A 26,639-nucleotide genomic window follows, 5' to 3' on the forward strand; every position below is an offset into this window, starting at 1 on the left:
TAGTCTTCAAAAGGCGCAATGTTTATTGCGCCTTTTTTTCTTTTTAATCAAAAAGTTAGTTTTTAGTTATAAAAAATTTCCGTTTTAAGATCCCCTTCCATAAAAAAATCAAAACAACGTTCCGACTTTGATCACACTTTTACCATCCTCTGAATGACTCGCTTCGAAATACAAATATAATCAATCAAAACACTGTTTCTATTTATGAGGAACTGTAAAACAGTTTCCCGACATGAGGCATCGTCAATGGCAGTTGCAACAAAAGCGTTAAGCAGTGATGGAATGATTCTGGACTGGTTGTCAGCCATACGCAGCCACGTTGAACAAATCCAGAAACACGGTCACAGCACCAGTAATCCAACGCCTTTGCTCGCCGATGGATTTGACGTTATTAGCTTTGAACCTGTGACCTGGCAATTCTCAGACGGCCACCAGGCGGCGGTTTCCAACTTTGCCAGCCAGCAGAATTGGCTGCGTACGCTTATCGCATTGAGCGTTGTGACCGGTGATGAAACGTACCGCCAACAGGCCGACGAGCACAGCCAATATTTCATGTCGAACTATGTTCACCCGAAAAGCGGCCTGTTCTTTTGGGGCGGCCATCGGTTCGTCAATCTCAATACATTGCAGGCAGAAGGCTTTGAGTCCAAGGCGCTGATGCACGAATTGAAACATCACCTGCCCTTATATGATTATCTGGCGCAGATTGATCGCCAAACCACGCTCAACTTCATTCAGAGCTTCTGGCATGCGCATGTCGAAGACTGGCAGTCTCTCGATCTGGGTCGCCACGGCGATTATGAAAAAATGCCGGATCCGGATGTCTTCAAACACTTGCGTAATGACGTGGTTGACCCATCACGTTGGCCTGAACTGCCAGAAACCAAAGGACTGACCTTCGTCAATGCCGGTACCGATCTGATCTTCGCAGCGTTCACCTTCGCGCGTCTGACAGGCGATAAAAACGCGGCAGCGTGGGGCAAGCATTTATACCGCCAATATGTTCTGGCGCGTAACCCAGACACTGGCATGCCCGCGTATCAATTCAGCTCCCCGCTTCAACGCCAGCCTATTCCCGCAGACGATCGCCAGACTGAGTCCTGGTACGGTGACCGTGCGAAACGCCAATTTGGGCCGGAGTTTGGTGAAGTCGCCCGCGAAGCCAACGTGCTGTTCCGCGATATGCGCCCCCTGCTGATCGACAATCCTCTGGCGATGCTGGAAATCCTGCGTCAGCAACCTGATGAAGAGATGATGGATTGGGTCGTTTCAGGGCTGAAGAGCTACTACCAAAGCGCCTACGACGTTGAGAGCAACACCCTTCGGCCAATGTGGAATGACGGCCAGGACATGACTGGCTACCGTCTGCTGCGTGACGGCTACTACGGTGCCAAAGATACGGTACTTAACGCGTTCCCACTGGAACCTGATTATCTGCTGCCACTGGTGCGCGCCTGGAATCTCACCAAAGATCCAGACCTGCTGACGCTGTTGAGCGTGATGCTCAAGCGCTTCGATCTGGCGTATATCACCTGCGCAGAGGATATCGTCAGCGCAGACACCACCGATTTGGCGTCACCGCAGTTGCTCGTGGCGCTGACTGAACTGGCTGAGAGCTGTGACTCAGATGCCCTGTTCACACTCGCGGCCAAAGTAGGGAATAACCTGGTCCGTCGTCATTTCCACCGCGGCCTCTTCGTGGAATCGGCACAACATCGTTACGTCCGCCTTGACGATCTTGTTCCCCTTGCCTTGTTGACTTATATCGGGGCCAGACAGCAACAGGGCAAACTTCTGCCAACACTTTTAACAAAGGGCGGTTATTTGCACGGGGATTTTCAGTACTACCAGCAAAGGAAAACTATTTTTGACGTTGAAGTTATTTACACGTCTTTATTACCAAATTAAAAATTTTACTCACTCACTTTCTTTTAATCAGATCAGGTAAGCATTATGAATGAAAACAGAATGCTGGGGCTCGCCTATATCTCTCCCTATATAATAGGGTTGTTGATATTTACGGCATTCCCCTTTGTCTCATCGTTTATACTGAGTTTTACTGAGTATGACCTGATGAACCCTCCCGTTTTCAATGGGATGGAAAACTATCGTTATATGCTGATGGAAGATGATCTCTTCTGGAAATCCATGGGCGTTACCTTTGCCTATGTGTTCCTGACTATTCCATTGAAACTGGCGTTCGCACTGGGTATTGCCTTTGTCCTGAACTTCAAGCTGCGTGGCATTGGCTTCTTCCGTACGGCGTACTACATTCCGTCAATCCTCGGCAGCAGCGTGGCCATCGCCGTCCTGTGGCGTGCCCTGTTTGCTATTGATGGTTTGCTGAATGGTTTCATCGGTATCTTTGGCTTTGATGCGATTAACTGGTTGGGTGAACCTTCCCTGGCATTGATGTCGGTAACGCTGCTGCGCGTCTGGCAATTCGGTTCAGCGATGGTGATCTTCCTTGCTGCCCTGCAGAACGTTCCGCAGTCGCAATACGAAGCCGCCATGATTGACGGTGCATCTAAATGGCAAATGTTCATGAAAGTGACCGTGCCATTAATTACACCGGTTATTTTCTTTAACTTTATTATGCAGACCACGCAGGCCTTCCAGGAATTTACCGGTCCTTATGTTATTACCGGCGGTGGCCCGACGCATTATACCTATCTGTTCTCGCTCTATATTTACGAAACAGCCTTTAAATATTTCGATATGGGTTACGGTGCCGCATTGGCGTGGGTTCTGTTCCTGGTCGTCGCCGTCTTTGCGTCGATAGCCTTTAAATCGTCGAAATACTGGGTGTTCTATTCTGCAGATAAAGGAGGAAAAAATGGCTGATTTACACAATGGCCAAACGGGACTGAGTTCAGCAGAAGAGATCGCCTCTGCAGAAGTAAGCCGTACATTGCGCCGTGAAAAGATTAATGCCTGCATCCGTTACGTTATATTGCTGATCGTCGGCTTGCTGATGCTCTATCCGTTGGTCTGGATGTTCTCTGCGTCGCTCAAACCGAACAACGAGATCTTCACCTCCATCGGTCTGTGGCCTTCAAACGCGACCAGCGACGGTTTTGTCAACGGTTGGAAAACCGGTACGGAATATAACTTCGGTCATTACATGCTGAACACCTTCAAGTATGTCATTCCGAAAGTAATCCTGACGATTATTTCCTCAACCATCGTGGCTTACGGGTTTGCCCGTTTTGATATCCCGTGGAAGAAATTCTGGTTTGCAACGCTGATCACCACCATGTTGCTGCCAAGCACCGTGCTGCTGATCCCTCAGTACATCATGTTCCGTGAAATGGGCATGCTGAACAGCTACATGCCGCTCTACCTGCCGCTGGCATTTGCGACACAGGGCTTCTTTGTGTTCATGCTGATCCAGTTCCTGCGCGGCGTACCGCGTGATATGGAAGAGGCCGCACAAATCGACGGCTGTAACTCCTTCCAGGTGCTGTGGTATGTGGTGGTGCCGATCCTCAAACCGGCCATCATCTCTGTCGCCCTGTTCCAGTTCATGTGGTCCATGAACGACTTTATCGGCCCGCTGATCTACGTCTATAGCGTTGACAAGTACCCGATTGCACTGGCGCTGAAAATGTCCATCGACGTGACCGAAGGCGCGCCGTGGAACGAAATTCTGGCGATGGCGAGTATCTCCATCCTGCCATCCATTATTGTTTTCTTCCTTGCTCAACGCTACTTCGTACAGGGCGTAACCAGCAGCGGTATCAAAGGTTAATTGAGGATTTATCATGGCTGAAGTCACTTTTAATAAACTGGAAAAAGTCTACTCCAACGGGTTCAAAGCGGTTCATGGTATTGACCTGAAAATCGCTGAAGGCGAATTCATGGTTATCGTCGGTCCATCCGGCTGTGCGAAATCAACGACCCTGCGCATGCTGGCCGGTCTGGAAACCATCAGCGGCGGTGAAGTGCGCATTGGTGACCGTATCGTGAATAACCTGGCACCGAAAAGTCGCGGCATCGCGATGGTGTTCCAGAACTACGCGCTCTACCCGCACATGACGGTAAAAGAGAACCTGGCCTTTGGTCTGAAACTGAGCAAAATGCCGAAAGCGCAGATCGAAGAGCAAGTGCTGGAAGCGGCAAAAATCCTTGAGCTGGAAGAGTTGCTGGATCGCCTGCCCCGCCAGTTGTCGGGTGGACAGGCACAGCGTGTGGCGGTAGGTCGCGCCATCGTGAAAAAACCTGATGTGTTCCTGTTTGACGAACCGTTGTCAAACCTGGATGCCAAGCTGCGTGCGTCAATGCGTATCCGTATTTCAGACCTGCACAAGCAACTGAAAAAGAGCGGCAAACCGGCCACGACCGTTTACGTTACCCACGATCAGACTGAAGCCATGACCATGGGCGATCGGATCTGCGTAATGAAACTGGGTCATATCATGCAGGTGGATACGCCAGACAACCTGTATCACTACCCAAAAAATATGTTTGTAGCGGGCTTCATCGGCGCGCCGGAGATGAACATCAAGCCAAGTAAATTGGTGGAGAAGGATGGCCAAATCGGTCTGACTGTCGGTCACTACACGCTGGTTCTCAATGCGTCTCAGCAAGATAAAGTCAGGTCTCATGCCGGACAGGACGTGTTCTTCGGCGTGCGCCCGGAATTTGTCAGTGTCTCAGCGACGCCGTTTGCCGAAAACCATTCTCAGGGCGAACTGGTGCGTGTTGAAAACATGGGCCATGAGTTCTTCATGTACCTGAAAGTAGACAACTTCGAGTTAACTTGCCGTATGCCTTCAGACCAGGCAAGACCCATTATTGAAAGCTCTATGCACGGGACAGTGTACTTCCAGTTCGAAATGGACAAGTGCCACATCTTTGATGCAAAAACAGAACAGAATATATCTCTATAACAGGAGTTGTACCCAATGAAAAAAACAATTCTACATACCCTGGTCGCCTCTTCTCTGGTGCTGTTTGCCAGTCAGGCATTTGCTGCGGATGATGTGAATCTGCGTATGTCCTGGTGGGGAGGCAATGGCCGCCATCAGGTCACATTGAAAGCATTGGAAGAGTTCCACAAACAATATCCGAATATCAATGTTAAATCAGAATACACCGGTTGGGACGGTCACCTCTCCCGTCTGACCACCCAGATTGCGGGCGGTACCGAGCCTGATGTTATGCAGACCAACTGGAACTGGTTGCCAATTTTCTCTAAAGACGGAAAAGGCTTCTACGACCTGAATACCGTGAAAGGCGAACTGGATCTGAGCCAGTTCAACCCGATTGAATTGGAACAAACCACGGTTGACGGCAAGCTGAACGGGATCCCAATCTCCGTGACCGCGCGCGTGTTCTATTTTAACGAAGAAACCTGGAAAAAAGCCGGTCTGGCCTACCCTAAAACCTGGGACGAACTGCTGGCTGCCGGTCAGGTATTCAAAGAAAAACTGGGTGACCAATACTATCCGCTGGTTCTTGAGCATCAGGACTCCCTGGCGCTGGTCCGCTCTTACATAACGCAGAAATATAATATTCCTGTCATTGACGAAGCAACCAAGAAATTCAACTACTCGCCAGAGCAGTGGGTTGAGTTTTTTGAAATGTATAAGAAAATGGTTGACAGCCACGTCATGCCGTCTTCCAAATACTATGCATCGTTCGGCAAGAGCAACATGTATGAAATGAAACCGTGGGTTAACGGCGAGTGGGCGGGTACCTACATGTGGAACTCCACCATTAACAAATACTCCGATAACCTGAAAGCACCAGCCAAATTGGAACTGGGTGATTATCCAATGCTGCCTGATGCAAAAGACGCGGGTCTGTTCTTTAAACCTGCACAAATGTTCTCAATCGGTAAATCCACCAAGCATCCGAAAGAAAGTGCGTTGTTGATTAACTTCCTGCTGAACAGCAAAGAAGGCGTTGACGCACTGGGTCTGGAGCGTGGTGTGCCATTGAGCCAGGCGGCAGTGAAACAATTGACTGACAATGGCGTGATCAAGGCCGATGATCCTGCGGTATCCGGTTTGACCCTGGCATTAAAACTGCCACACGAAATGAAGACTTCTCCTTATTTCGATGACCCACAAATCGTTGCCCTGTTTGGTGATGCCATTCAGTCAATAGATTATGGTCAGAAATCCGTTAAAGAAACGGCAGAATATTTCCAGAAACAAGGCGATCGTATTTTAAAACGCGCTTCACGTTAATACACATTTAATTTAACTCTGTAATAACAATACCCCGTCATTTATTAAAATGACGGGGTACTTTTCTACATACCTCGGAAAACTCCCAATATTTTTGTAGCGAATCAACAATATAGATCACGATCACGCTTCGTAACCTTTTCTTACGTTTAATCATATAAAAAAGACATGGATCACATAATTCTTTTGGGAAGTATTTAGAATCTATATCAGCTTTAATGAAACGATATTTCAATAAATCAATACCAACACCACTGTTCTTCAACAGCGAGAATAAAATAATGAAATTAAAATTATTAGCACTGGCAATCACCACTGTTGTTAGCATTAATGCAAGCGCAGTATCTTTCGACTACCGTCATGAAATGACTGACAAAGCAGGGAATACACATAAAGATCGTTTATTGATGTCCAACCGTTTTGCCAACGGTTTTGGTCTGTCCATGGAAGGTAAGTGGAAAGGCTACGACGATAGCAAAGACAAAGCCTTCAATGAAAACGTCAGTAACGGCATTGAAGCAACGGCGAGCTGGTTGTACAAGTTTGACAAGACGTTCGCTGCTGAAGCAGGTTTCAACCTGGTTTCAGAATCCGGTTCTTCAAACTATCGTCCATATCTGCGTGGCGAAGCAAAAATAGTTGATGATGTGGTTGTTTCTTTCCGTTATCGTCCTTTCTACAAGCGCTACAGCAGCAATATCGGTACCACCAGAGATACATCTGAATCGGGTTATACCCTGACCAGTTATATCAGCTATGACTTCTTGCAAAATTTCAACCTGACTTATGAAGTTGAATATCAGAAGTCAAACTCAGCTTACTTCTCACCAATCGCCAATAACGAAAGTTATGATTGGACCCACGACTTTAAGCTGGCTTACAAAATCGATAAGAACTGGAAGCCATATGCCGCGATCGGTAACGTCTCTGGCAGCAAATTCACTGACGAGCGTCAAACCCGTTTCCGTGTTGGTGTAGTTTACAGCTTCTAAGTGGTGTGAAGTCATTGTTGTGTGAGTACAAACGGTGGAGGGTTGCGCGATCGTCCACCGTTGTTAATATATTTACCCCTTTCCGGGTAAATATCTGAATATCATCATTATTGCCCTCAAAGTTTCTTTTCCATTTAAGCGTTTTTTTTAGGGGTGATGTGTGTCGGCACATCACCCCGTTATTTTTTGGCATTCGTGGCGCAGTAGGTTTGCCTACCGCCAGTTGGCCGACGTTAGTCCAAAACTGGCTGAAAGCCTTGCCATTACCGGCTTCTGTTGACAAATGGTTACAGCGTGACGGCTTCCGTCAGTGATATATTTCGCTTATACTGGATAAATTAACAGTTATCCAGTCCGGGTTTTATATGACTGCCGAAGGGCACCTAATCTTTTCTGTCGCCTGCGCCATTTTTTCCAAGAAAGCGGAGTTATCCCCTGAGCTTGCGCATGGCGATTGGTGGCACATTATCCCCGGTGCCCTGCTGACGTCACTGTTACCTGATATCGATCACCCTAAATCGATAATCGGCCAGCGCCTGAAATGGATTTCACAGCCTATCGCCCGGCTGTGTGGTCATCGTGGATTTACGCACAGCCTGCTGGCGGTTATTGCTGGCATCATGTTGTTCCGCGCCAAAATGCCCGCCGACTGGGTTATTCCACCTGACGTCATGCATGCCATGATCATTGGCTATCTCAGCCATATTCTCGCCGACATGCTGACCCCTGCCGGTGTGCCTTTTCTGTGGCCCTGCCGCTGGAAGTTCCGTTTGCCGCTGCTCAACAGCCAGAAAGGCAATCAACTCGAAAGGGTGTTATGTCTGTTTCTGGTGGGTTTTGCCATCTACTGGCAGCAAGGTGCGCCGATTATTGACAGCCTGCACTTGCAGTCTTTGAGTGAATTATTGCGAACCATCACCTCGATTTGAAGACAATCACCTTGATTTGAAGACAATCACCCCGATTTGAATATAATGTCGCCATTACGCGTATTTCTCGTCCGAATATTAAGTTAAAGTTATATATAATTACTTTTGGATATAAGTGATGAAAGTCCGAAGCTGTTAACATATTTAGATTGCACTGCTTTATCGCAGGTATGGGCAAGATTTGGCGGTAAAGAAGAAGTATTTCATAATAAAATTCTTGGAGACATGGGTATGAATCTTCCGCTCGTGATAAACGTAGTGGTCTTCGTCGCCCTCCTTCTGCTATTGGCGCAAACACGCCACAAGCAGTGGAGCCTGGCAAAAAAAGTGTTGGTCGGTCTGGCGATCGGTGTGGTCTTCGGCCTGGCGCTGCAATGGGTTTACGGATCGGACAATCCGGTTCTGAAAGAGTCCATTGGCTGGTTCAATATCGTCGGTAACGGATACGTCCAGTTACTGCAAATGATTGTGATGCCATTGGTTTTTGTCTCAATACTGAGTGCCGTCGCCAAACTGCACAGCGCATCATCGCTGGGTAAAATCAGTTTCCTGACGATTGGGACATTGCTGTTTACCACCCTTATCGCCGCACTGGTGGGCGTACTGGTCACGGGTCTGTTCGGCCTGACGGCTGAGGGACTGGTTCAGGGAACGCAGGAAACGACGCGTCTCGCTGCGCTGGAAAGCAACTACATCGGTAAGGTGGCTGACCTGACGGTACCGCAATTGATTCTCTCGTTTGTACCGAAGAATCCGTTTGCTGAACTGACCGGTGCCAACCCGACGTCGATCATCAGCGTCGTGATCTTTGCTGCATTCCTCGGCGTTGCCTCGCTGCAACTGCTGAAGGATGACAAAGAGAAAGGTCAACGCGTTCTGGTGGCGATTGATACCCTGCAATCCTGGGTGATGAAACTCGTTCGTCTGGTCATGAAGCTGACGCCTTATGGTGTGATGGCTCTCATGACCAAAGTTGTCGCGGGTTCCAACGTGCAGGATATTATCAAGCTGGGCAGTTTCGTGGTGGCGTCATACTTGGGTCTGGCGATCATGTTTGCAGTGCATGCGGTGATTCTGTCACTTACCGGTATTAATCCGGCGAAATTCTTCCGCAAAGCCTGGCCGGTACTGACGTTTGCTTTTACCAGCCGCTCAAGCGCAGCAAGTATTCCGCTGAACGTAGAAGCGCAGACACGCCGTATAGGCGTTCCTGAGTCGATTGCCAGCTTCTCGGCCTCCTTTGGTGCAACCATCGGCCAGAATGGCTGTGCGGGGCTTTATCCGGCCATGCTGGCCGTGATGGTCGCCCCGACTGTCGGCATCAATCCGTTCGATCCGATGTGGATCGCGACGCTGGCCGGGATTGTGACCCTCAGCTCCGCTGGCGTGGCCGGTGTGGGTGGTGGTGCAACCTTCGCCGCACTGATTGTTTTGCCTGCCATGGGCTTGCCCGTTACGCTGGTCGCACTGCTGATTTCTGTTGAACCTTTGATTGATATGGGGCGTACGGCACTGAATGTGAGCGGTTCGATGACCGCCGGTACAGTGACCAGCCAATTGATGAAGCAAACAGATAAAGAGATATTTAACGCGGATGAAGAAGCTGAATTAGCGATTCGTTAAGCGAAAATGAGCAGTGAAAAAACCGACGTTGATTTGGCGTCGGTTTTTTTATGCCACATTGGTTTCAAAAACATTGATAATCGCCCTGCCATTCCAATGGTATTCAAAATGCTTTGACTGGGAAATTTCGGTGACCAGGCGCGGGCGGTAAAGAACATAACACTCGTAACCGCTGTGGCGAACCGAGCAATAGACCAAACCGTCGGCATGCTGTTGATGGGCATTGACTGCCATTGCCTGGCCCGGCGAATAATCCGTGGGATGATAAAGTGATGAGCGGGCAAAGGGCTCTCCGGTGATATCCCATAAATCCGCATCAAAACGGGCAAAGAGGCTGCGCATCTGAATACGCTGCGCGGGTTCAGCCGTATAACCCAAAATGCGCTCCTGGTGGTATACCGTCTCTTTAATGGCGGTATCCAGATGCGGTGCGCAATAATACCCGCCGAAATCCCCGGTGGTGAAGCGTCCACCTTCTGGATTGACATGGGTAAATGCCGCCATCACATAGCTGCTGTGCGCCACACCCACCAGCCAGTCTTCACTGGGGACCCGGTTCAAATCACCAGCCTCTTCGCGCAGCCGGGCATTGGTTAACGCCTCTACTGCCCACACGGCAGCCAATTCCTCCGCAGTCGCGACATCATCAAAAACATCAATGGTCGGATAACGGCTGGGGATCAGCCGATAGCAGGGTTGTTGCTGGAAAACACGGGAGGTGATCTCGTCCATTACGCGCCCCCGCCACGCCAGGCATGCAGCCTGCTGGCGACCTGATAGAGATCGGCGACCCGCCCTTGCAGCATGACGTTCAGCGCGCTGCGCCCGGCAAAAAACGGATGGTTATTGGGTTTGCGCACCCAGCCATAAATGCTGTCCTCATGGGTAAACATGATGCGCAAACATTTATGGATATTGAGCAGATAACTCATCCGCTCAAGCAGATCGCGAGACAGCCTGATATTCTGCGGATGCTGGCGATATTTGTTCAGTGTTGTACGTGAGTCGATACCAAGCAACGTCATCTGTTCAGCAATGGAACATTGCCACTTATCAAGAATACGGAAAATTACCGGCAAAGCATTGCTGTAATCAGCCTGTTGTTGCGGCTCTTTTGATTGTGAGTGTAATTGAGTCATCATTCCCCCTGGATATAATGCCAGTATCAGCAGAATAGCGCGACAGAAAGAACTTGTCCACTAATGAACAAAAAGAATAAAAAATAAGCAGGGGAAAGTAGGAGCCGAAAAAAAACGGCAGAGAAAAATTTTCTTTGCCGCCTCTTTTTCTTTCAAATAATGGGAGTAATTGGCCGTTGCCCAATCATGCCATTATCTGCTGTTCTTCTATAAGATGTTCTTAAAAACGGGGATAAAACGTCGTCCTCAAAAAGGATAATCGTGATAACCCATTTGTTCTGAAATATAGCGGGCAGAAGCATGTAGCTTGTTAACGATTTCGCCTTTATTGTCTTCTGAGAAGCGAATCGTCGGGAATGAAATACTCAAGCCAGAAATCACCACACCAAAACGATCGAAGACAGGGACTGCGATACAACGCAAACCTTCTTCCTGTTCTTCAATATCTTCACCGAAACCTTGCTCACGCACCCGATCCAGCACCGGCAGCAAATCTTCCGTACTGCAAATGGTGTGCGGCGTACTGCGGGTAAAATCGATACCAGAAAGAATCTCTTTCACTTCATCGCGATCGCGCCATGCCAGCAGCACTTTACCGATGGCCGTGCTGTGTAATGGATTACGGCGACCAATGCGCGAATACATGCGTAGGTTATACATGGAATCAATTTTATGGATATACACAATGCTGTCTTCATCAAGAGCACCCAGGTGAATAGTTTCACGGGTCTCTTCGGACAAATGACGCATTTGAATATCCGCACTTCTGATCAAATCAACATTCTGCAAGGCCTTGGCACCCAGCTCAAAAAGCTTCAAGGTCAGAGAGTACTTCTCGGAATCGCCTTCCTGGGCCACATAACCGAGTGATTTCATCGTCTGCAAAAAGCGGTACACCGTGCTTTTTGACATCATGACACGCTGAGATAACTCGGTAATCCCAATTTCGCGCTCTTCACCCAACGCCTGTAGAATACCAAATACTTTTAAAACCGATGAAACGGAATCAGGTTGTTTATCTAGATCTGCGATAGCCATAGTCGTTGTTACCCTACTCAGCCTTTTGTTTTAAAAAAAATAGAACAGCATTTTTAGTATAAAGGGAACTCAGATTAATTAGCAATGCGCGAGTTAGTGAAACGAGAAATTCCAGACAATTTGCACCGGCTTTGCGCAATCATTGGTTGTCTATCATAGCGTCAGATAAAAAAACCGCACCTGGGAAGATGCGGTTTTTTATCTGAAAATGTTACTGCCAGACACTCTCGGGCACGTCGGCCAGATACAAGGCAGGTTTTCCATCAACATCAGACGTAAACAGAATTTGTTTATTGTCCGGGGTAAAGGATGGATGAGGATGCGTTACCTGGCGATCACCTTCGAATACGCGCCAGGAGGTGTTGTGCTGGGCGATACGATGCTGCTTGCCATTTTTCATATTGAAGACATACAGGAACGGATCGTTCTCGATCTCGTAACCGTCGTTGTCCTGCACATCGACCGGCGCATCAGAACCATCACCGACCAGCAGCGAGCCATCGTAGTTGCTCATCAGATGTGAACAAGGCGGCATCACCATCAGTTGGCGATTTTCCAGCGTTTCAGGATTCACGCTGCAAATGAAACGGTCGCGGCTGCCTTTCATGTATGAAACGTAAATCATCGCAGAACCATCGGGTACCCAGAATTCATGGGTGCAGCTTTCGCCCGGCGCATGGGTTTTCACTTTGCGCATATTGGTGCCGTCTTCATTGATGAACCACATGCGGGCATCAACCAAATCGTGCGGGCCTTCATGGCAGAACGCGACGGTGCTGTCGTCATTTGGACGATAAATGGGGTGACCCAACCAGCGTTTCTCTTGCAGGATCACTTCACGCTCACCGGTATTCAGATCAATGCGTACCAAACGGCAGCACGGGTTGGTGAAGTAGAAGTCATGGAATTTCTTCCAGTCGGTCAACGGCTGCCAGTCTGCACGACTGATTTCGATCCCGACCAGTTTGTTGCAGTCACTGTTGGCGACCCAGGTGCCGTAACCGACCCAGTCTTCAGGTACCTGATAAATCACCGTCTCTTGCAGGGTTTCAAGATCCACACGCACCAGATTACGTTCGCTTTTCACGAAATACAGTGACTTATCATCTGGGGATAAAAAGCCGCCAAACGTATTATCGCCCTTGCCTTCAGTCAATTGCGTGGCAACCTGACTTTTCAGATCCAGCAAGTAGTAGTTCCACGGGCCATCAAAACCTGCGCCGAATAACAATTTGCTACCATCGCTGCTGAAACATTTCTGATAGAAATAGTTGCGGTGACAAGTAACATCGGGAGGAGTGAGACGCGTGACTTTGGCGCCCGTAGCGCTGTCAAGGGTCGTATGAAACGTCAACGGGATCTGTGTACCTTTGGACATCCTAAAAATCCTTAGCTTCGAGAGTATGAAAAAAATTTAACGTGTCAGTGACATGAGGTAATTGTACACGATTTAAATATGATTTTCACATTATAGAAACGATGTTTCATTTTTCCGTGATCGAGATTTTGTTTTTGACGGAATCACACAGATTCGGACATTTTTTACGAAAAATCCAATTTCACATGCCTTGATTCTACTGCTTGCGCATTGTTATTTAGGAAATAAAGCCTGAAATACCTCTCTGCCATCACACTTTTATGAAACGCAGGTTTATTTTATTATCGTCCACGTTTTAACTGTCTCTGACGCTGTATGTGCTGGCGGTGGATACTCTCGATGGGCGAGTCGTTGCCGTTTTCCTACAACATCTCTTAAGGAAGCAGGCTATGTATATGTTGCGCAGTTATGATTTCTTCCCGCACCAGCAGGATGCTGTAGCCCTTGCCTTCCGTGAACCCCAGGAGGCTTTCCCCGAGCACACCCATGATTTCAACGAAATCTTTATCGTTGACGGCGGTTCAGGGATACATGTGCTGAATGATTTTCCGTATGCCATCAACTGCGGCATGTTTTTCTACATCAGTGCCAACGATCGCCATCTTTTTGAACAGGTTGACGACCTGAATCTGGTGAATATTCTTTACCGTCCGAATGAGGAATTCACCTTCATCAAAAACTTCACTCATCTGCTACCGAAACCCGAGGAGGGTTGTGTGTGGAACATTAGTCCAAAGCTGAAAAAAGAGCTTAAGCAGATGTTGGAAGATATGAATCGCGATGAAGAGCAGGAGCCGCTGATCGAGCAATGCCGTAAAGAGATGCTGTTTTTGAAAATGTTGCTTTTGCTGCGTCAGGGCCGTTATCGCGTCAGCCACTCCGATTCAAACCAGGATAAGTTGCAACAAATCTTACTGTTTTTGCAACAGCATGCGCTGGATGACATTAATTGGGAGTCATTGGCTGAACGCTTTTTTATCACGCCAAGGACGCTGCACCGTCAATTCCTCAATCACACGGGTCAGACACCGCAGAAATACCTCAATCATCTGCGTCTGAACCGGGCGAAATACCAGATCCAGTCAACCGATCAGACGCTGACCGAGATTGCCTTTGCCTGTGGTTTCAGCGACAGCAATAACTTCTCAACGTCCTTCAAGAAAGCCTTTGGCGTCAGCCCAAGCCACATGCGTAAGTCGATGCAATTTAATTAATGTTATAAAATCAATTAGTTGATATTTTCCTGACATGATTTGGTAAATGGGAGCATCCAAAAGCAGATTGCCGACTGAATTTCTCTTACAAAATAACGATCGCGGCAAGTGAAAAATAGCGGCCAAGTGGTTAGCATAGTAATATTCCCCTGGCTCATCATCAGCAATAGATACTTTACATGACATCGACCCCCGCAGACGGTTTACCGCTTCCGCAGCGCTACGGCGCAATTTTGGCTATTGCCCTGGGTATTACCGTTTCTGTTCTGGATGGTGCAATCGCCAACGTTGCCCTGCCCACGATCGCCAACGACTTGAACGCCAGCCCGGCGTCATCCATTTGGGTGGTAAATGCTTACCAGTTGGCGATTACCATTTCGCTGCTTTCATTGGCTTCGCTCGGCGATATTGTGGGTTATCGACGCGTCTATCAGTGGGGGTTGCTGGTATTCAGTGTCACTTCCCTGTTCTGTGCGCTCTCCGATTCGCTGTTGACGCTGACTTTCGCGCGGGTGCTGCAAGGCTTTGGTGCTGCCGCGATAATGAGTGTCAATACCGCACTGATCCGCATTATTTATCCGCAAAAATTTCTCGGTCGGGGGATGGGGATTAATGCGCTGATCGTTGCCGTGTCATCTGCCGCAGGGCCGACCGTGGCCGCCGCCATTCTGTCCGTGGCATCGTGGCAATGGCTGTTTGCCATTAACTTGCCGATCGGGTTGGTGGCATTACTATTGGGCATCAAATTTCTGCCGCCAAATATCAGCCGCAGCAAAGAACAACGTTTCGATATATTCAGCGGCGTGCTGAATGCCTTGACCTTTGGTTTACTGATCACCGCCATCAGCGGTTTTGCCCAAGGGCAGAATCATTGGCTGACCGGTGGCGAACTGATCGTCCTGCTGCTGATTGGCTTTATTTTTATTCGCCGCCAACTGGGGCAAAAGTTCCCGTTACTGCCCGTGGATCTCCTGCGCATCCCAATATTTGCAATGTCACTCGGAACGTCGCTGTTCTCGTTTAGCGCGCAAATGTTATCGTTTGTCTCGCTGCCGTTCTTCTTGCAAGCAACGCTGGGGCGCGATGCAGTATCGACCGGTCTGCTGCTGACGCCGTGGCCACTGGCAACCATGGTGATGGCACCGATTGCCGGGCGCCTGATTGAGCGTTACCACGCTGGTATGCTGGGCGGCATCGGACTGGCGGTCTTCTCGATGGGACTGTTCTCCCTGGCCCTGCTGCCCTCCTCACCGACGGATCTGGATATCATCTGGCGCATGATAATCTGCGGCGCAGGTTTTGGCCTGTTCCAATCGCCGAACAACCACACGATTATCACTGCCGCACCGCGCCACCGCAGCGGCGGAGCCAGCGGATTGCTCGGCACTGCGCGACTGCTCGGCCAGACCACCGGAGCCGCCCTGGTGGCGCTGATGTTCAACCTCTTCCCCGATCACGGAACCCACGCGTCATTGATTCTGGCTGGCGTATTTGCTGGCAGTGGCGCGGTGGTCAGTTTCCTGCGCATGACCCAGCCCACTGGCAACCATCCTGCCATTCACCGGCATGAGAGTGGGAAGTAGTCGTTCGCGTTAAGCCATGGTTTTATATGGCAAACAAGTTTTATAGGGCAAACAAGTTTCACATGGCCCACAAAAAAAGCCCCGCACTGTAAAATGCGGGGCTTTTGGATGGTGCGATCGTTTCGACCGGTTATTTCAGATAGGCACCGCTACGCAGCGCTTCAATACGTTTGTCCAATGGCGGATGCGACATAAACAATTCGCTGAACGACTTGGATTTACCATTGATACAAAATGCCATCAAACTGCCTGCTTCCTGTGGCTCGTAGCTGGTTTTCAGCCGTTGCAGCGCGGCGATCATCTTCTCACGCCCTACCAATTTGGCGGAGCCCGCATCAGCATGGAATTCACGATAGCGGGAGAACCACATGGTAATCATGCTGGCAAGAATACCAAATACCAACTCCAGCACCGTCGCCACGGCGAAGTAAATCATCGGGTTACCGCTGCTGCTCTCGCCGTCATTGCGGCTCGACAGAAAACCGGAAGCCACCTGCGCAATCAGACGCGAAATAAAGATCACGAACGTATTCACTACGCCCTGAATCAGGGTCATGGTCACCATATCACCATTGGCGACGTGGCTGATCTCATGGGCGATAACCGCCTCGGCTTCGTCCTGACTCATATTCTGTAGCAATCCGCTGCTGACCGCGACCAACGACGCATCACGGCGGGCACCCGTTGCAAACGCATTGATATCAGGGGCGTGATAAATCGCCACCTGCGGCATCTTGATACCTACCTGCTGCGACTGACGACGCACGGTATCTATCAGCCAGCGCTCCGTTTCATTGCGCGGCTGCTCAATAACTTCACCACCCACCGCGCGCAAAGCCATCCATTTTGACATCAGCAGCGAGACTAATGCGCCGCCAAAACCAAACAGGCCAGCCATGATCATCAGTCCCTGAACACTGCGTGACTGGATCCCTGTCAGACTGAGCACCAGTCCGAAAACCAACATCACCGCCAGGTTGGTCAGCAGGAACAACGCTATACGCATCATAGAATTCTTACTTCCTCATTGTTAAGTAGATTGCCCAAAGCTTAAGTCGAGTGCCCTAACCACGCACTGTGGAGTTACCGTAGATCCTATGGGCTTCCCGAAGGGTTTCAAGAGGGGGAGGCGCTTTAAGCGGCCAAAATCACAATACTTTACAATTTGCAGGGCTTTAATTCACAAACATTGAACATTTTTACACCGTCACTGCGTCGACCAGCCCAGGCAGATCTCATCAATAAGTGGTCGAAAACCATAAAAAAAGCGCACCGAAGTGCGCCTTTTGACATCTTGTTGCATCCTGATTAAGGACTATTTCGCCGCCACCGGCTGCTGTGGCGCCTGATCTTTTACCATCCTGGCCCAATCAAGTGCGATATGGACAGTTTCGTCCAGATACGGATCCGGCTGCTGGTAATCTTTTGGCAGATCGTCAAGGGCGTTAATCGGTTTCTTGCCTTCACGCTTGAAGCGCTCGTTGATACGCGTCAGACGGGTCGCATCATCCTCGTGGTTCTCTTTGTCACGCTGGGCGTAATTGAGAGAGACGATGTCACGTTTGTCTTTCAGCGCCTTGAAGCGTTCGATATCCTTCGCGATATACTGGAACTCTTCATTGCTGGCGATACGCGCGCTATGGGCCTTCAGCAGCTCAGACAGGAAAGGCTTCACATCCCCGCTCTTGGTGTAGGTTGCAGCATTGATGCTGTCCCACGGCAAGGCGTTATCCTCAAACTCTTCACCCGTTTCCGCCGCCTCGATACCGGTTGGCATCATGATGTCTGGCGTCACGCCTTTACGTTGCGTACTGCCACCATCAACACGATAGAATTTCTGGATGGTGTACTGCACCGAACCCAGCGCTGGCCACTCAGGGCGCAGCATCTGATCGTAGATGCGGTTCAGGGAGCGATACTGTTGCACAGTGCCTTTACCGAAAGTCGGTTCACCGACAATCAGCGCCCGGCCATAGTCCTGCATTGCGGCAGCAAAAATTTCAGACGCAGACGCACTGAAGCGATCAACCATCACCACCAGCGGGCCTTTGTAATACACAATGTTATCCGCGTCGCTGTCTTCGCGCACTTTGCCATTGTTATCACGCACCTGAACGACCGGGCCACTCGGGATAAACAAACCGGAGAGTGACACCGCTTCGGTCAACGCGCCGCCGCCATTGGTCCGCAGATCGATAATCAGACTGCTGACGTTCTCTTTGGCCATTTTTTGCAGCTGAACTTTGACGTCATCGGTCAGACCGACATAGAAGCCCGGAATATCCATCACCGCGACCCGCTCTTTGCCGATCTGCTTGATGGTCATCTTGACTGCACGATCTTCAAGGCGAATACGTTCACGGGTCAGCGTCACTGTCCGCGTTTTGGTACCCTTGCCGGCAGGGAGCAGTTCTAGGCGGACCTTGCTGCCCTTCGGCCCTTTGATCAGCGCAACGACGTCATCAAGACGCCAGCCAATCACGTCCACCATCGGTTTGCCGGTCTGGCCGACACCGACAATGCGATCGCCAACGGTAACTGATTTACTCTTCGCTGCCGGACCACCCGGCACCATGGAGTTGATGAGCGTGTAGTCATCATCCATTTGCAGCACCGCACCAATCCCTTCCAGAGACAGGCTCATCTCAGTATTGAACTGCTCGGTATTGCGCGGCGACAGATAGTTGGTATGGGGGTCGATCTCATGCGCGAACGCATTCATGACCAATTGGAAAACGTCTTCACTGTTGCTCTGGCTCAGGCGTTTAATCGCCGACTGGTAGCGCTTGGTGAGCGTCTCTTTGATTTCTTTGTCACTTTTGCCGGTCAGTTTGAGGTTCAGCTGGTCATATTTGACTTTCGCATCCCATAACTGATTCAGCTCGGCCACATCTTTTGGCCACGGTGATTTACTGCGATCGAGATCGATCGTGTCAGTCCCCGTAAAGTCCATCGGCCTTTCAAGCACCGACAACGCGTACTGATAACGTTCGTAACGCCGTTTTTGCACCAGATTAAAGAGTGCGTAGCCGGTATCCAGATTGCCAGACTTCAGCTCTTCGCCCATTGCGTTTCTTTTATCCGCAAACTGCGCAACATCAGACGCCATAAACACGTTATGGCTGAAATCCAGCATGTTGAGATAACGATCGAAGATTTTAGCGGAAAAACTCTCGTCAAGATCGAATTGACGATAGTGCGATCGGGTGAAACGTGACGTCACACGTTCACTGACGGTCGCGTCTTGCCGTTCCTGGTGCAGTTGGGGCAGTTTGTCGATACTTACCGGCGTATCGTTGGCAAAGCTGATCCCCACTGCCAGAAACAGAGCCGCAATTGCGGTTAATCTGACAAATTTGTTCATGCCTGGGTTGGCCTCCGTATCAGAACTGCAAGTGTTCTGCGCGCACGATCATCGCCAGACCGGTAGAGAGCTGTACACGTACGCCATCTTTAGCGATTTCAAGTACGGTTGCATCCATCGCGCTCTGACCTGCTCTGACTTTGATTTCCTGGCCAATCTGCAGTTTAGAGATATCGGTAACCTGTTGGGCTACTGGCACCTGGCGCGGCTGATTTTCCTGCCGCGGTGGACGAGGCTGGCTGGCTTGTTGCGGGCGATTTTGCTGACGCGGCTTGCGGTTTTCCTGCGACGCGGTGTTATCGCGACGTGGTGCAGGTTTTTTACCAGCAGGACGCGGACGGCGGACCTCGGTATTTTCACCGCTGGTTTCGCGGGCACCGGCGGTTTCGCGACGCTTGGCCTGTTGCTCTGCACGCTGTGCTTGCACACGTGCTTTAGCTTCTTCCAGTTGCTTGCGGGCATGTTCTACATGTTGTTCCTCAAGCTCGCCACAAGCATTACCGTCAAGATCAACGCGTTGAGCGCCGACTTTAACGCCGTAAAGGTAACGCCAGCTTGAGGTATAGAGGCGTAAGGCAGAACGCAATTGCGTTTTGCTCAGATTTTCCTCGCCTTGTACACGTTCCACAAGATCTTGAAAAATACCGATCTTCAGAGGACGTGCTTCACCTTCGGCAGTAAAACAAAGCGGAAAACGCTCTGCCAGAAAGGCGATGACTTCTTTACTACTGTTCAACTTAGGTTGATTTTCCATGAAATTTCCTGATTACAACGGGTTTGCCAACCGGCGCAGGCATGAACAGGCGCCATTATAATGACGTCATCAGTAAATGCCACGTTATCCGTAGATCATCTTGCGATCAGATTGACATATTTTGCCGCATCGCACTGTTCGAGGTGCGCGCAAAGCCCCGCCACCACAGCGTTCAAGCCCTGTTCATCGTCGTGATCGAAACGTTGATAACGCGTGCTATCAATATCTAAAACGCCAATAACCCGGCCACCCACATTCAATGGCAACACAATTTCAGCATTGCTGGCTGCATCACAGGCGATATGCCCGGGAAATGCATGTACATCGCCAACGCGCTGTACGGCATTGTCTGCCACTGCCGTACCACAGACCCCTTTACCTACCGGAATTCTCACGCAGGCAATTTTGCCCTGAAAAGGGCCAAGAACCAGCGTCGTACCATCCAATAAATAGAATCCAACCCAGTTGACGTCCTCAAGACGTTCGTACAACAAGGCACTGGCATTAGATAGGGTAGCAATAAAATTGCTCTCCCCGGCGATCAACGCGCTCAAATCACGTTTTAATTCGGTGTAGAATGCTTCTTTATTCATTTAATAACCATGAGAACAATAAGGATGACTAGCCACCAGCGGTGTTTAGCCCCTATAAAATAAGCATTAAATGCCTATTGCCACAAGGTGAATCATCTGTGGCTTTAAAAACACTAGCCTACAATGTATGTTTGCCGACCCAAAATACATTTTTTGCATATTCGAGCCTGACCGCAGTGGCTAACCAAGCTACGCTAACAGTCATCAACGCGCTATCGGCGAACTCCGGGATTATGAAAATAAGAACTCTCTCAGGCCCTTTGCCACAACCTCGTTATCAACGCTGTAACGAGTGTGACACACTTTTCATCCTGCCTGAGTTATTAAACCGTCAGAGTGCCTATTGCCCACGCTGCAACGCCCAGGTGGAGAAAGGTCACGAATGGTCGCTGACCCGCCTCACTTCACTCGCCGTGGCGATGCTGCTGTTGATGCCCTTTGCGTTCTTCCAGCCGCTGATCAGCATCCGCCTGCTGGGCACCAGAATTGACGCCAACCTGATGGAAGGTATCTGGCAGATGACGCAGCAAGGTCATCCCATCACCGCCAGTATGGTCGCCTTCTGCACGATTGGCGCGCCCGTCACCCTCGCGGGTTCGATTCTCTATCTTTATCTGGGCGAGCGATTGGGCATGAACCTGAAACCGGTGCTGCTGATGCTTGACCGGTTGAAAGAGTGGGTCATGCTCGATATTTACCTGATTGGTATGGCCGTTGCCTGTATCAAAGTCAAAGAATATGCCGACATCAACGTTGGCATGGCACTCGTGGCCTATCTGGCGGTCACGGTGCTGGCAACGCTGACGCTGATTCACATCAACGTTGAACAACTGTGGCAGCGCTTCTACCCGCAGCCCAAAGCCAAAGGGCCGCCCTCAACTCTCCAGCTCTGCCTCTCCTGCAACTTTACCGGCCATGCCGATGCGCGTGGCCGTTGCCCGCGCTGCCACGTCGTGATCAGGCCACGACGCCGCCAAAGCCTGCAAAAAACCTGGGCAGCGCTGATTGCCTCGACCGTGCTGTTGTTGCCCGCCAATTTATTGCCGATCTCGGTGATCTACGCCAACGGACAGCGCATGGAAGATACGATTTTCTCCGGCGTGGTTTCACTGGCCAGTTCCGGGAACATGCCTATCGCGGCCATTGTTTTTATTGCCAGTGTGCTGGTGCCCTTCACCAAAGTGATTGTGCTGCTGACGTTACTGTTGAGCATCCATTTCAAAACGCAGCACAGCCTGAAAACGCGAATCCGTCTGCTGCGGGTAATCACCTGGATTGGCCGCTGGTCGATGCTCGATTTATTTGTTATTTCATTGATGATGTCGCTGGTGAACCGTGACCAGCTCTTGTCATTTACCATGGGTCCGGCGGCGTTCTATTTTGGCGCTGCGGTAATTCTGACTCTTCTTGCCGTACACTGGCTGGATAGCCGCTTGATTTGGGATGCACATGCAACAGGAAACGCCGAATACACCGACTGAGGCGCGGGTGAAAAATAAACGCCGGATTTCACCTTTCTGGTTACTGCCTTTCATCGCTTTGCTGATTGCAGGCTGGTTGCTCTACGGCAATTTTCAGGAGCGCGGCACGACAGTCACGATTGAATTCCAGTCTGCCGCAGGCATTGTGGCGGGACGCACGCCCGTGCGCTATCAGGGCGTGGAAGTCGGCACCGTTCAGTCCATCCGACTGAACAAAGATCTGCGCAGCATCCTGGTCGACGTCAGCATTAAAAGCGATCTGGAAGATTCATTGCGCGAAGGAACCCAATTCTGGCTGGTGACGCCCAAGGCCTCGCTGGCGGGGGTCTCCGGCCTTGATGCGCTGGTTGGCGGCAACTATATCGGCATGATGCCAGGCACTGGCGAACCGCAAACCCACTTCACCGCACTGGATACCCAGCCTAAATTCCGGCTGAATACCGGTGAACTGATGATCCATCTGCACGCCAGCGATCTGGGGTCGCTGAATACCGGTTCACTGGTCTATTACCGTAAAATCCCGGTCGGCAAAGTCTATGACTATGACATTGAGGCGGGTAATAACGGCGTCACCATTGATGTACTGATCGACCGCCGTTTTGCTGAACTGGTCAAAAGCAACAGCCGCTTCTGGAATGTCTCGGGGTTCAAGGGCGATTTCAGCCTGCAGGGCGCAACGGTTGAGATGGAGAGTCTGGCGGCGCTGGTCAATGGCGCCATCGCGTTTGATTCCCCCATCCACGGCAAGAAAGCGGAACCGGAGCAATCCTTCACCCTGTATCCGGATTTGGCGCACAGCCAGCGCGGCGTGGCGATCACCCTCGACCTGCCCAATGGAAATAGCCTCAGCGAAAACCACACGCCGCTGATCTATCAGGGCTTGCAGGTTGGGACGCTGACTAAAATCACCCTGCAACCTGATGGCAAGGTGACGGGCGAACTCACTATCGATCCGTCGGTGGTGGATCTGATGCGCACCGGCACGCGCATTGAGATGAACAGCCCCAAGATCAGCCTGAGCGGCGCGAAACTCAGCGAACTGCTCACCGGGAATACGCTTGAACTCATCCCCGGCGAAGGCGAATCGCAGAACCATTTTGTGGTCCTCGACAGCAGTAAAAAATTGCTGCAAGAGCCGGGCGTTCTCACCTTGCAACTGCTGGCATCGCAATCCTATGGCATTGACGTCGGGCAGCCGATTACCCTGCATGGCATCGCCATTGGGCAAATTCTGGATCGCGCCCTGACCGATGACGGCATTTTGTTCAATGCGGCGATCAAAGCGCAATACCGCCATCTGCTGCACAAAGACAGCAAGTTTGTGGTTAATAGCCGGGTTGATGTGAAACTGGGCATTGACGGGCTCCAGGTCGTGGGGGCCAGCGCGCAGGAGTGGATTGACGGTGGCGTGCGCATTATTCCGGGGGGCAAAGGCGAACCCGCCAGTCGTTATCCGCTCTACAGCGATCAGGACAAGGCCCGCGAAGGCATTCAGGGCAATACCCCTGCGCCAACCTTGACCCTGACCGCGCAAAGCCTGCCGGATGTACAGACCGGCTCGGTGGTGCTCTACCGTAAATTCGAGGTGGGTGAAATTGTCGATGTACGGCCAAAGACCAACGAGTTTGAGGTTGACGTCTATATTCAGCCTGAATATCGCAAATTATTGACTGAAAAGAGTATTTTCTGGGCTGAAGGCGGTGCAAAAGTTCAACTCAACGCCAATGGCCTGACGGTACAGGCTTCGCCGCTCAACCGCGCCCTGAAAGGGGCGATCAGCTTCGATAATCTGGAAGGGGTCACGCTGACCAAAGGCAGCAAACGCGTGCTTTACGCCGCGGAAACCGCCGCGCGCGCCGTCGGCAGCCAAATAACGCTCGTCACCTATGACGCCAGTAAACTGGCGGCGGGTATGCCAATCCGTTATCTGGGTATCGATATCGGTCAGGTCGAGTCGTTGAAACTGGCGGACAATAAAAATCAGGTGCAGGCGAAAGCGGTCCTCTATCCGGAATATGTCCAGACTTTTGCCCGGGCAGGCACGCGCTTCTCCATTGTCTCACCGGAAATTTCTGCGGCCGGGGTCAATAATCTCGACACCCTGCTCCAGCCCTATATCAACGTTGAAGCCGGAAGCGGCCACGTCTCGCGTAATTTTGAATTGCAGGAATCCACCATCACCGATTCGCGCTATATAGACGGTCTGGGCATTGTGATGGATGCACCCGAAACCGGATCGCTACAGATTGGCACGCCGGTACTCTACCGGGGTATCGAAGTCGGCACGGTGACCGGTTTCTATCTGGGTGCCATGTCCGATCGGGTGCACGTCACGCTGCGCATCAGCAAGAAGTTCCAGCATCTGGTGCGCAACAACTCGGTGTTCTGGCTGGCGTCCGGCTATAATCTGGAGTTCGGCCTGACCGGCGGCGTAGTCAAGAGCGGCACCTTCCAACAATTCATTCGCGGCGGTATTGCCTTCGCCACGCCACCGACGACGCCTCTGGCACCGCCTTCGTCCCCCGGCAAGCACTTCCTGCTCAATAGCGAAGCGCCAAAGGATTGGAAAGATTGGGGCACCGCGATCCCACGTAACTGATTTGACACGGCGGGGAGCGTCTCCGGCTCCCCACCTTTACGGCTTACGGCCATTTTATGATAAACTCGCCCACTGATTTGAATTCGCATTGAGATCCCCTCCCGTGGCCAAACATGCCTCAGCTTTTTTACCGCCCGCCTTCCTTGCGGCAACGCGCGATATCATGCCCGCTCATCTTGATATGGATGGATTCATCCAAGCCTGCCAACGCCCCTTGCGCGCCAGCCTGCGGGTGAATACGCTGAAAATCGACGTTGATGAGTTTTTGTCATTGATGGCCCCTTATCACTGGCAACTCGACCCTATTCCTTGGTGCAAAGATGGCTTCTGGATTAATCGCGACGATGAAGAGACGTTGAGACTGGGCAATACCCTTGAGCATCTCAGCGGTCTGTATTACCTCCAGGAAGCCAGTTCGATGCTGCCGGTCACCGCCCTGTTCACACAGGCAGAGCGCCCTTCACGGGTATTGGATGTCGCCGCAGCACCTGGCTCGAAAACGACGCAAATCGCGGCGATGATGCGCAATCAGGGCGGTATCGTCGCCAATGAGTACTCTGCCAGCCGGGTGAAAGTGCTGCATGCCAACATCAGCCGCTGTGGTGTCAGCAATACGGCGCTGACCCATTTCGATGGCCGGGTATTTGGTGCCGCGCTGCCAGAGTGCTTCGACGCCATTCTGCTCGATGCCCCATGTTCCGGCGAAGGCGTGGTGCGTAAAGATCCCGACGCCATGAGCAACTGGTCGCAAGAAAGTATTGGCTCGATTGCCGCCACACAGCGTGAGTTGATTGACAGCGCATTCCATGCGCTGAAACCCGGTGGCGTAATGGTCTATTCGACCTGTACGCTGAATCGCCAAGAGAATCAGGACGTGTGTCAGTGGCTGTTGGCGCAATATCCCGGCGCGGTTGAAATTGAACGGCTGAATGATTTGTTCACCGGTGCCGAACTTGCCAGCACGCCCGAAGGTTTCCTGCACGTATTCCCGCAGATCTATGACAGCGAGGGCTTTTTTGTCGCCCGCTTGCGCAAGACCGCATCCATTGCGCCTTTACCTGCACCGGGTTACAAGGTCGGTAAATTTCCGTTTGAACGCCTGCCGGGGAAAGAACGCGATGCGGTCACCCAAGCCGCCCAAACCGCTGGACTCAGCTGGGATGAGACGTTGCAACTCTGGTGGCGGGATAAAGAAATCTGGTTATTCCCAAAAGAATTGCAACCCCTGCTCGGCAAGGTGCGCTTCTCGCGCATTGGCATCAAACTGGCAGAACGTTTTCCCAAAGGCTATCGCTGGCAGCATGAAGCAGTGATCGCCCTGGCCGATCCGGCACATATCCGCGCGACGGCTTTGACACCAGAACTGGCGCAAGAGTGGTTTATGGGGCGCGATCTCTATCCCGAACAGACGCCTGAGCATGATGAAATGCTGGTGTGTTATTTACAGCGGCCAATAGGCATGGCGAAACGCATTGGCAGCCGCATCAAGAATAACCTGCCGCGCGAATTGGTACGCGACGGTGCGGCACTGTCGCCCGCTGGCGATCGCTGAGAGCGATCGATTCTGAATAATGCTCCCATGCAAGCCTCAATGATGGCGGATCCTGCTGACACGGCGGATCTACCATTTTTCGTTATAGCCCCTTTCATTTCTCAAATATTTCCATTGATAACTTTCCCCACGCTTAAAATCCCCCAGCAAAACAAGTAAGAGTAATTTATATTTTCCAAAAAATTACGTTCCACTTTGCGGCA

22 protein-coding genes are annotated in these 26,639 nt (G+C 50.9%); 14 read left to right on the forward strand and 8 right to left on the reverse strand.

The features are described 5' to 3' along the window. Positions 1–246: 246 nt before the first annotated feature. From DRI82_RS12265 to DRI82_RS12300, 9 genes are all read left to right on the forward strand, one after another. Positions 247–1,908, forward strand: coding sequence for a pectate lyase (locus DRI82_RS12265; protein ID WP_245956823.1), 1,662 nt, complete (start codon positions 247–249; stop codon positions 1,906–1,908). 45 nt (positions 1,909–1,953) lie between these two features. Continuing rightward, positions 1,954–2,844, forward strand: a complete 891-nt coding sequence (locus DRI82_RS12270) for a carbohydrate ABC transporter permease (protein ID WP_114194012.1) — start codon at positions 1,954–1,956, stop codon at positions 2,842–2,844. Further along, positions 2,837–3,751 carry a carbohydrate ABC transporter permease gene (locus DRI82_RS12275; protein ID WP_114194014.1) on the forward strand — a complete coding sequence of 305 codons (915 nt, stop codon included), beginning with the start codon at positions 2,837–2,839 and terminating at the stop codon, positions 3,749–3,751. Before DRI82_RS12270 ends, DRI82_RS12275 begins: the two co-directional genes overlap by 8 nt. Positions 3,752–3,764: 13 nt before the next feature. Further along, on the forward strand, positions 3,765–4,892 hold the full coding sequence (locus DRI82_RS12280; protein ID WP_114194016.1) for an ABC transporter ATP-binding protein: 1,128 nt from the start codon (positions 3,765–3,767) through the stop codon (positions 4,890–4,892). 15 nt (positions 4,893–4,907) lie between these two features. Next, a complete protein-coding gene (locus DRI82_RS12285) occupies positions 4,908–6,197 on the forward strand; it encodes an ABC transporter substrate-binding protein (RefSeq protein ID WP_114194018.1) in 1,290 nt (429 codons plus the stop codon). Between the two features lie 281 nt (positions 6,198–6,478). Next, complete coding sequence (locus tag DRI82_RS12290; RefSeq protein ID WP_114194020.1) at positions 6,479–7,189, forward strand: oligogalacturonate-specific porin KdgM family protein; 711 nt, start codon at positions 6,479–6,481, stop codon at positions 7,187–7,189. 158 nt (positions 7,190–7,347) lie between these two features. Further along, positions 7,348–7,503 (forward strand): hypothetical protein, encoded by a 156-nt coding sequence (locus DRI82_RS23860; protein WP_157968056.1) that lies wholly within the window; start codon positions 7,348–7,350, stop codon positions 7,501–7,503. A gap of 51 nt (positions 7,504–7,554) precedes the next feature. Beyond that, complete coding sequence (locus tag DRI82_RS12295; RefSeq protein WP_114194022.1) at positions 7,555–8,118, forward strand: metal-dependent hydrolase; 564 nt, start codon at positions 7,555–7,557, stop codon at positions 8,116–8,118. Positions 8,119–8,349: 231 nt separating this feature from the next. Continuing rightward, entirely contained in the window at positions 8,350–9,741 is a 1,392-nt protein-coding gene (locus DRI82_RS12300; protein WP_170138700.1) for an L-cystine transporter, read from the forward strand. Between the two features lie 48 nt (positions 9,742–9,789). On the opposite strand, the gene DRI82_RS12305 is transcribed toward DRI82_RS12300, so the two are convergent. The 4 genes from DRI82_RS12305 to DRI82_RS12320 form a co-directional block, all read right to left on the reverse strand. Then, the gene (locus DRI82_RS12305; protein WP_114194026.1) at positions 9,790–10,473 is read right to left on the reverse strand and encodes an RES family NAD+ phosphorylase; all 684 of its coding nucleotides are present in this window, start codon (positions 10,471–10,473) and stop codon (positions 9,790–9,792) included. Continuing rightward, positions 10,473–10,883 carry an MbcA/ParS/Xre antitoxin family protein gene (locus DRI82_RS12310; RefSeq protein WP_245956824.1) on the reverse strand — a complete coding sequence of 137 codons (411 nt, stop codon included), beginning with the start codon at positions 10,881–10,883 and terminating at the stop codon, positions 10,473–10,475. The genes DRI82_RS12305 and DRI82_RS12310 overlap by 1 nt, the downstream gene beginning before the upstream one ends. 243 nt (positions 10,884–11,126) lie before the next feature. Beyond that, on the reverse strand, positions 11,127–11,918 hold the full coding sequence (kdgR, locus tag DRI82_RS12315) for a DNA-binding transcriptional regulator KdgR (protein ID WP_114194030.1): 792 nt from the start codon (positions 11,916–11,918) through the stop codon (positions 11,127–11,129). A 211-nt stretch (positions 11,919–12,129) separates the two neighbouring features. Continuing rightward, complete coding sequence (locus tag DRI82_RS12320; protein WP_114194032.1) at positions 12,130–13,296, reverse strand: oligogalacturonate lyase family protein; 1,167 nt, start codon at positions 13,294–13,296, stop codon at positions 12,130–12,132. A 389-nt stretch (positions 13,297–13,685) separates the two neighbouring features. Here DRI82_RS12320 and rhaS point away from each other — a divergent pair, with 389 nt between their 5' ends. Beyond that, a complete protein-coding gene (gene rhaS, locus DRI82_RS12325) occupies positions 13,686–14,510 on the forward strand; it encodes an HTH-type transcriptional activator RhaS (protein ID WP_114194034.1) in 825 nt (274 codons plus the stop codon). A gap of 179 nt (positions 14,511–14,689) precedes the next feature. Continuing rightward, positions 14,690–16,093, forward strand: coding sequence for an MFS transporter (locus DRI82_RS12330; protein ID WP_114194036.1), 1,404 nt, complete (start codon positions 14,690–14,692; stop codon positions 16,091–16,093). 130 nt (positions 16,094–16,223) lie between these two features. Here the strand turns inward: DRI82_RS12330 and htpX are convergent, their stop codons facing one another. The 4 genes from htpX to DRI82_RS12350 form a co-directional block, all read right to left on the reverse strand. Then, positions 16,224–17,102, reverse strand: coding sequence for a protease HtpX (gene htpX / locus DRI82_RS12335; protein WP_114194038.1), 879 nt, complete (start codon positions 17,100–17,102; stop codon positions 16,224–16,226). A gap of 306 nt (positions 17,103–17,408) precedes the next feature. After that, positions 17,409–19,457 carry a carboxy terminal-processing peptidase gene (prc, locus tag DRI82_RS12340; protein WP_114194039.1) on the reverse strand — a complete coding sequence of 683 codons (2,049 nt, stop codon included), beginning with the start codon at positions 19,455–19,457 and terminating at the stop codon, positions 17,409–17,411. A gap of 19 nt (positions 19,458–19,476) precedes the next feature. Further along, positions 19,477–20,211, reverse strand: a complete 735-nt coding sequence (gene proQ / locus DRI82_RS12345) for an RNA chaperone ProQ (RefSeq protein ID WP_114194041.1) — start codon at positions 20,209–20,211, stop codon at positions 19,477–19,479. A 95-nt stretch (positions 20,212–20,306) separates the two neighbouring features. Beyond that, a complete protein-coding gene (locus DRI82_RS12350; RefSeq protein ID WP_114194043.1) occupies positions 20,307–20,804 on the reverse strand; it encodes a GAF domain-containing protein in 498 nt (165 codons plus the stop codon). A 233-nt stretch (positions 20,805–21,037) separates the two neighbouring features. Here DRI82_RS12350 and yebS point away from each other — a divergent pair, with 233 nt between their 5' ends. From yebS to rsmF, 3 genes are all read left to right on the forward strand, one after another. Further along, the gene (yebS, locus tag DRI82_RS12355) at positions 21,038–22,285 is read left to right on the forward strand and encodes a membrane integrity lipid transport subunit YebS (RefSeq protein ID WP_114194045.1); all 1,248 of its coding nucleotides are present in this window, start codon (positions 21,038–21,040) and stop codon (positions 22,283–22,285) included. Beyond that, complete coding sequence (locus tag DRI82_RS12360; RefSeq protein WP_114194047.1) at positions 22,254–24,884, forward strand: PqiB family protein; 2,631 nt, start codon at positions 22,254–22,256, stop codon at positions 24,882–24,884. Before yebS ends, DRI82_RS12360 begins: the two co-directional genes overlap by 32 nt. Positions 24,885–24,987: 103 nt before the next feature. Then, positions 24,988–26,436: a 16S rRNA (cytosine(1407)-C(5))-methyltransferase RsmF gene (rsmF, locus tag DRI82_RS12365; protein WP_114194049.1), complete on the forward strand. Its 1,449-nt coding sequence runs from the start codon at positions 24,988–24,990 to the stop codon at positions 26,434–26,436. Positions 26,437–26,639 lie beyond the last annotated feature (203 nt).

Origin of the sequence: Edaphovirga cremea (assembly GCF_003332275.1) — a bacterium.
GTDB lineage: Bacteria > Pseudomonadota > Gammaproteobacteria > Enterobacterales > Enterobacteriaceae > Edaphovirga > Edaphovirga cremea.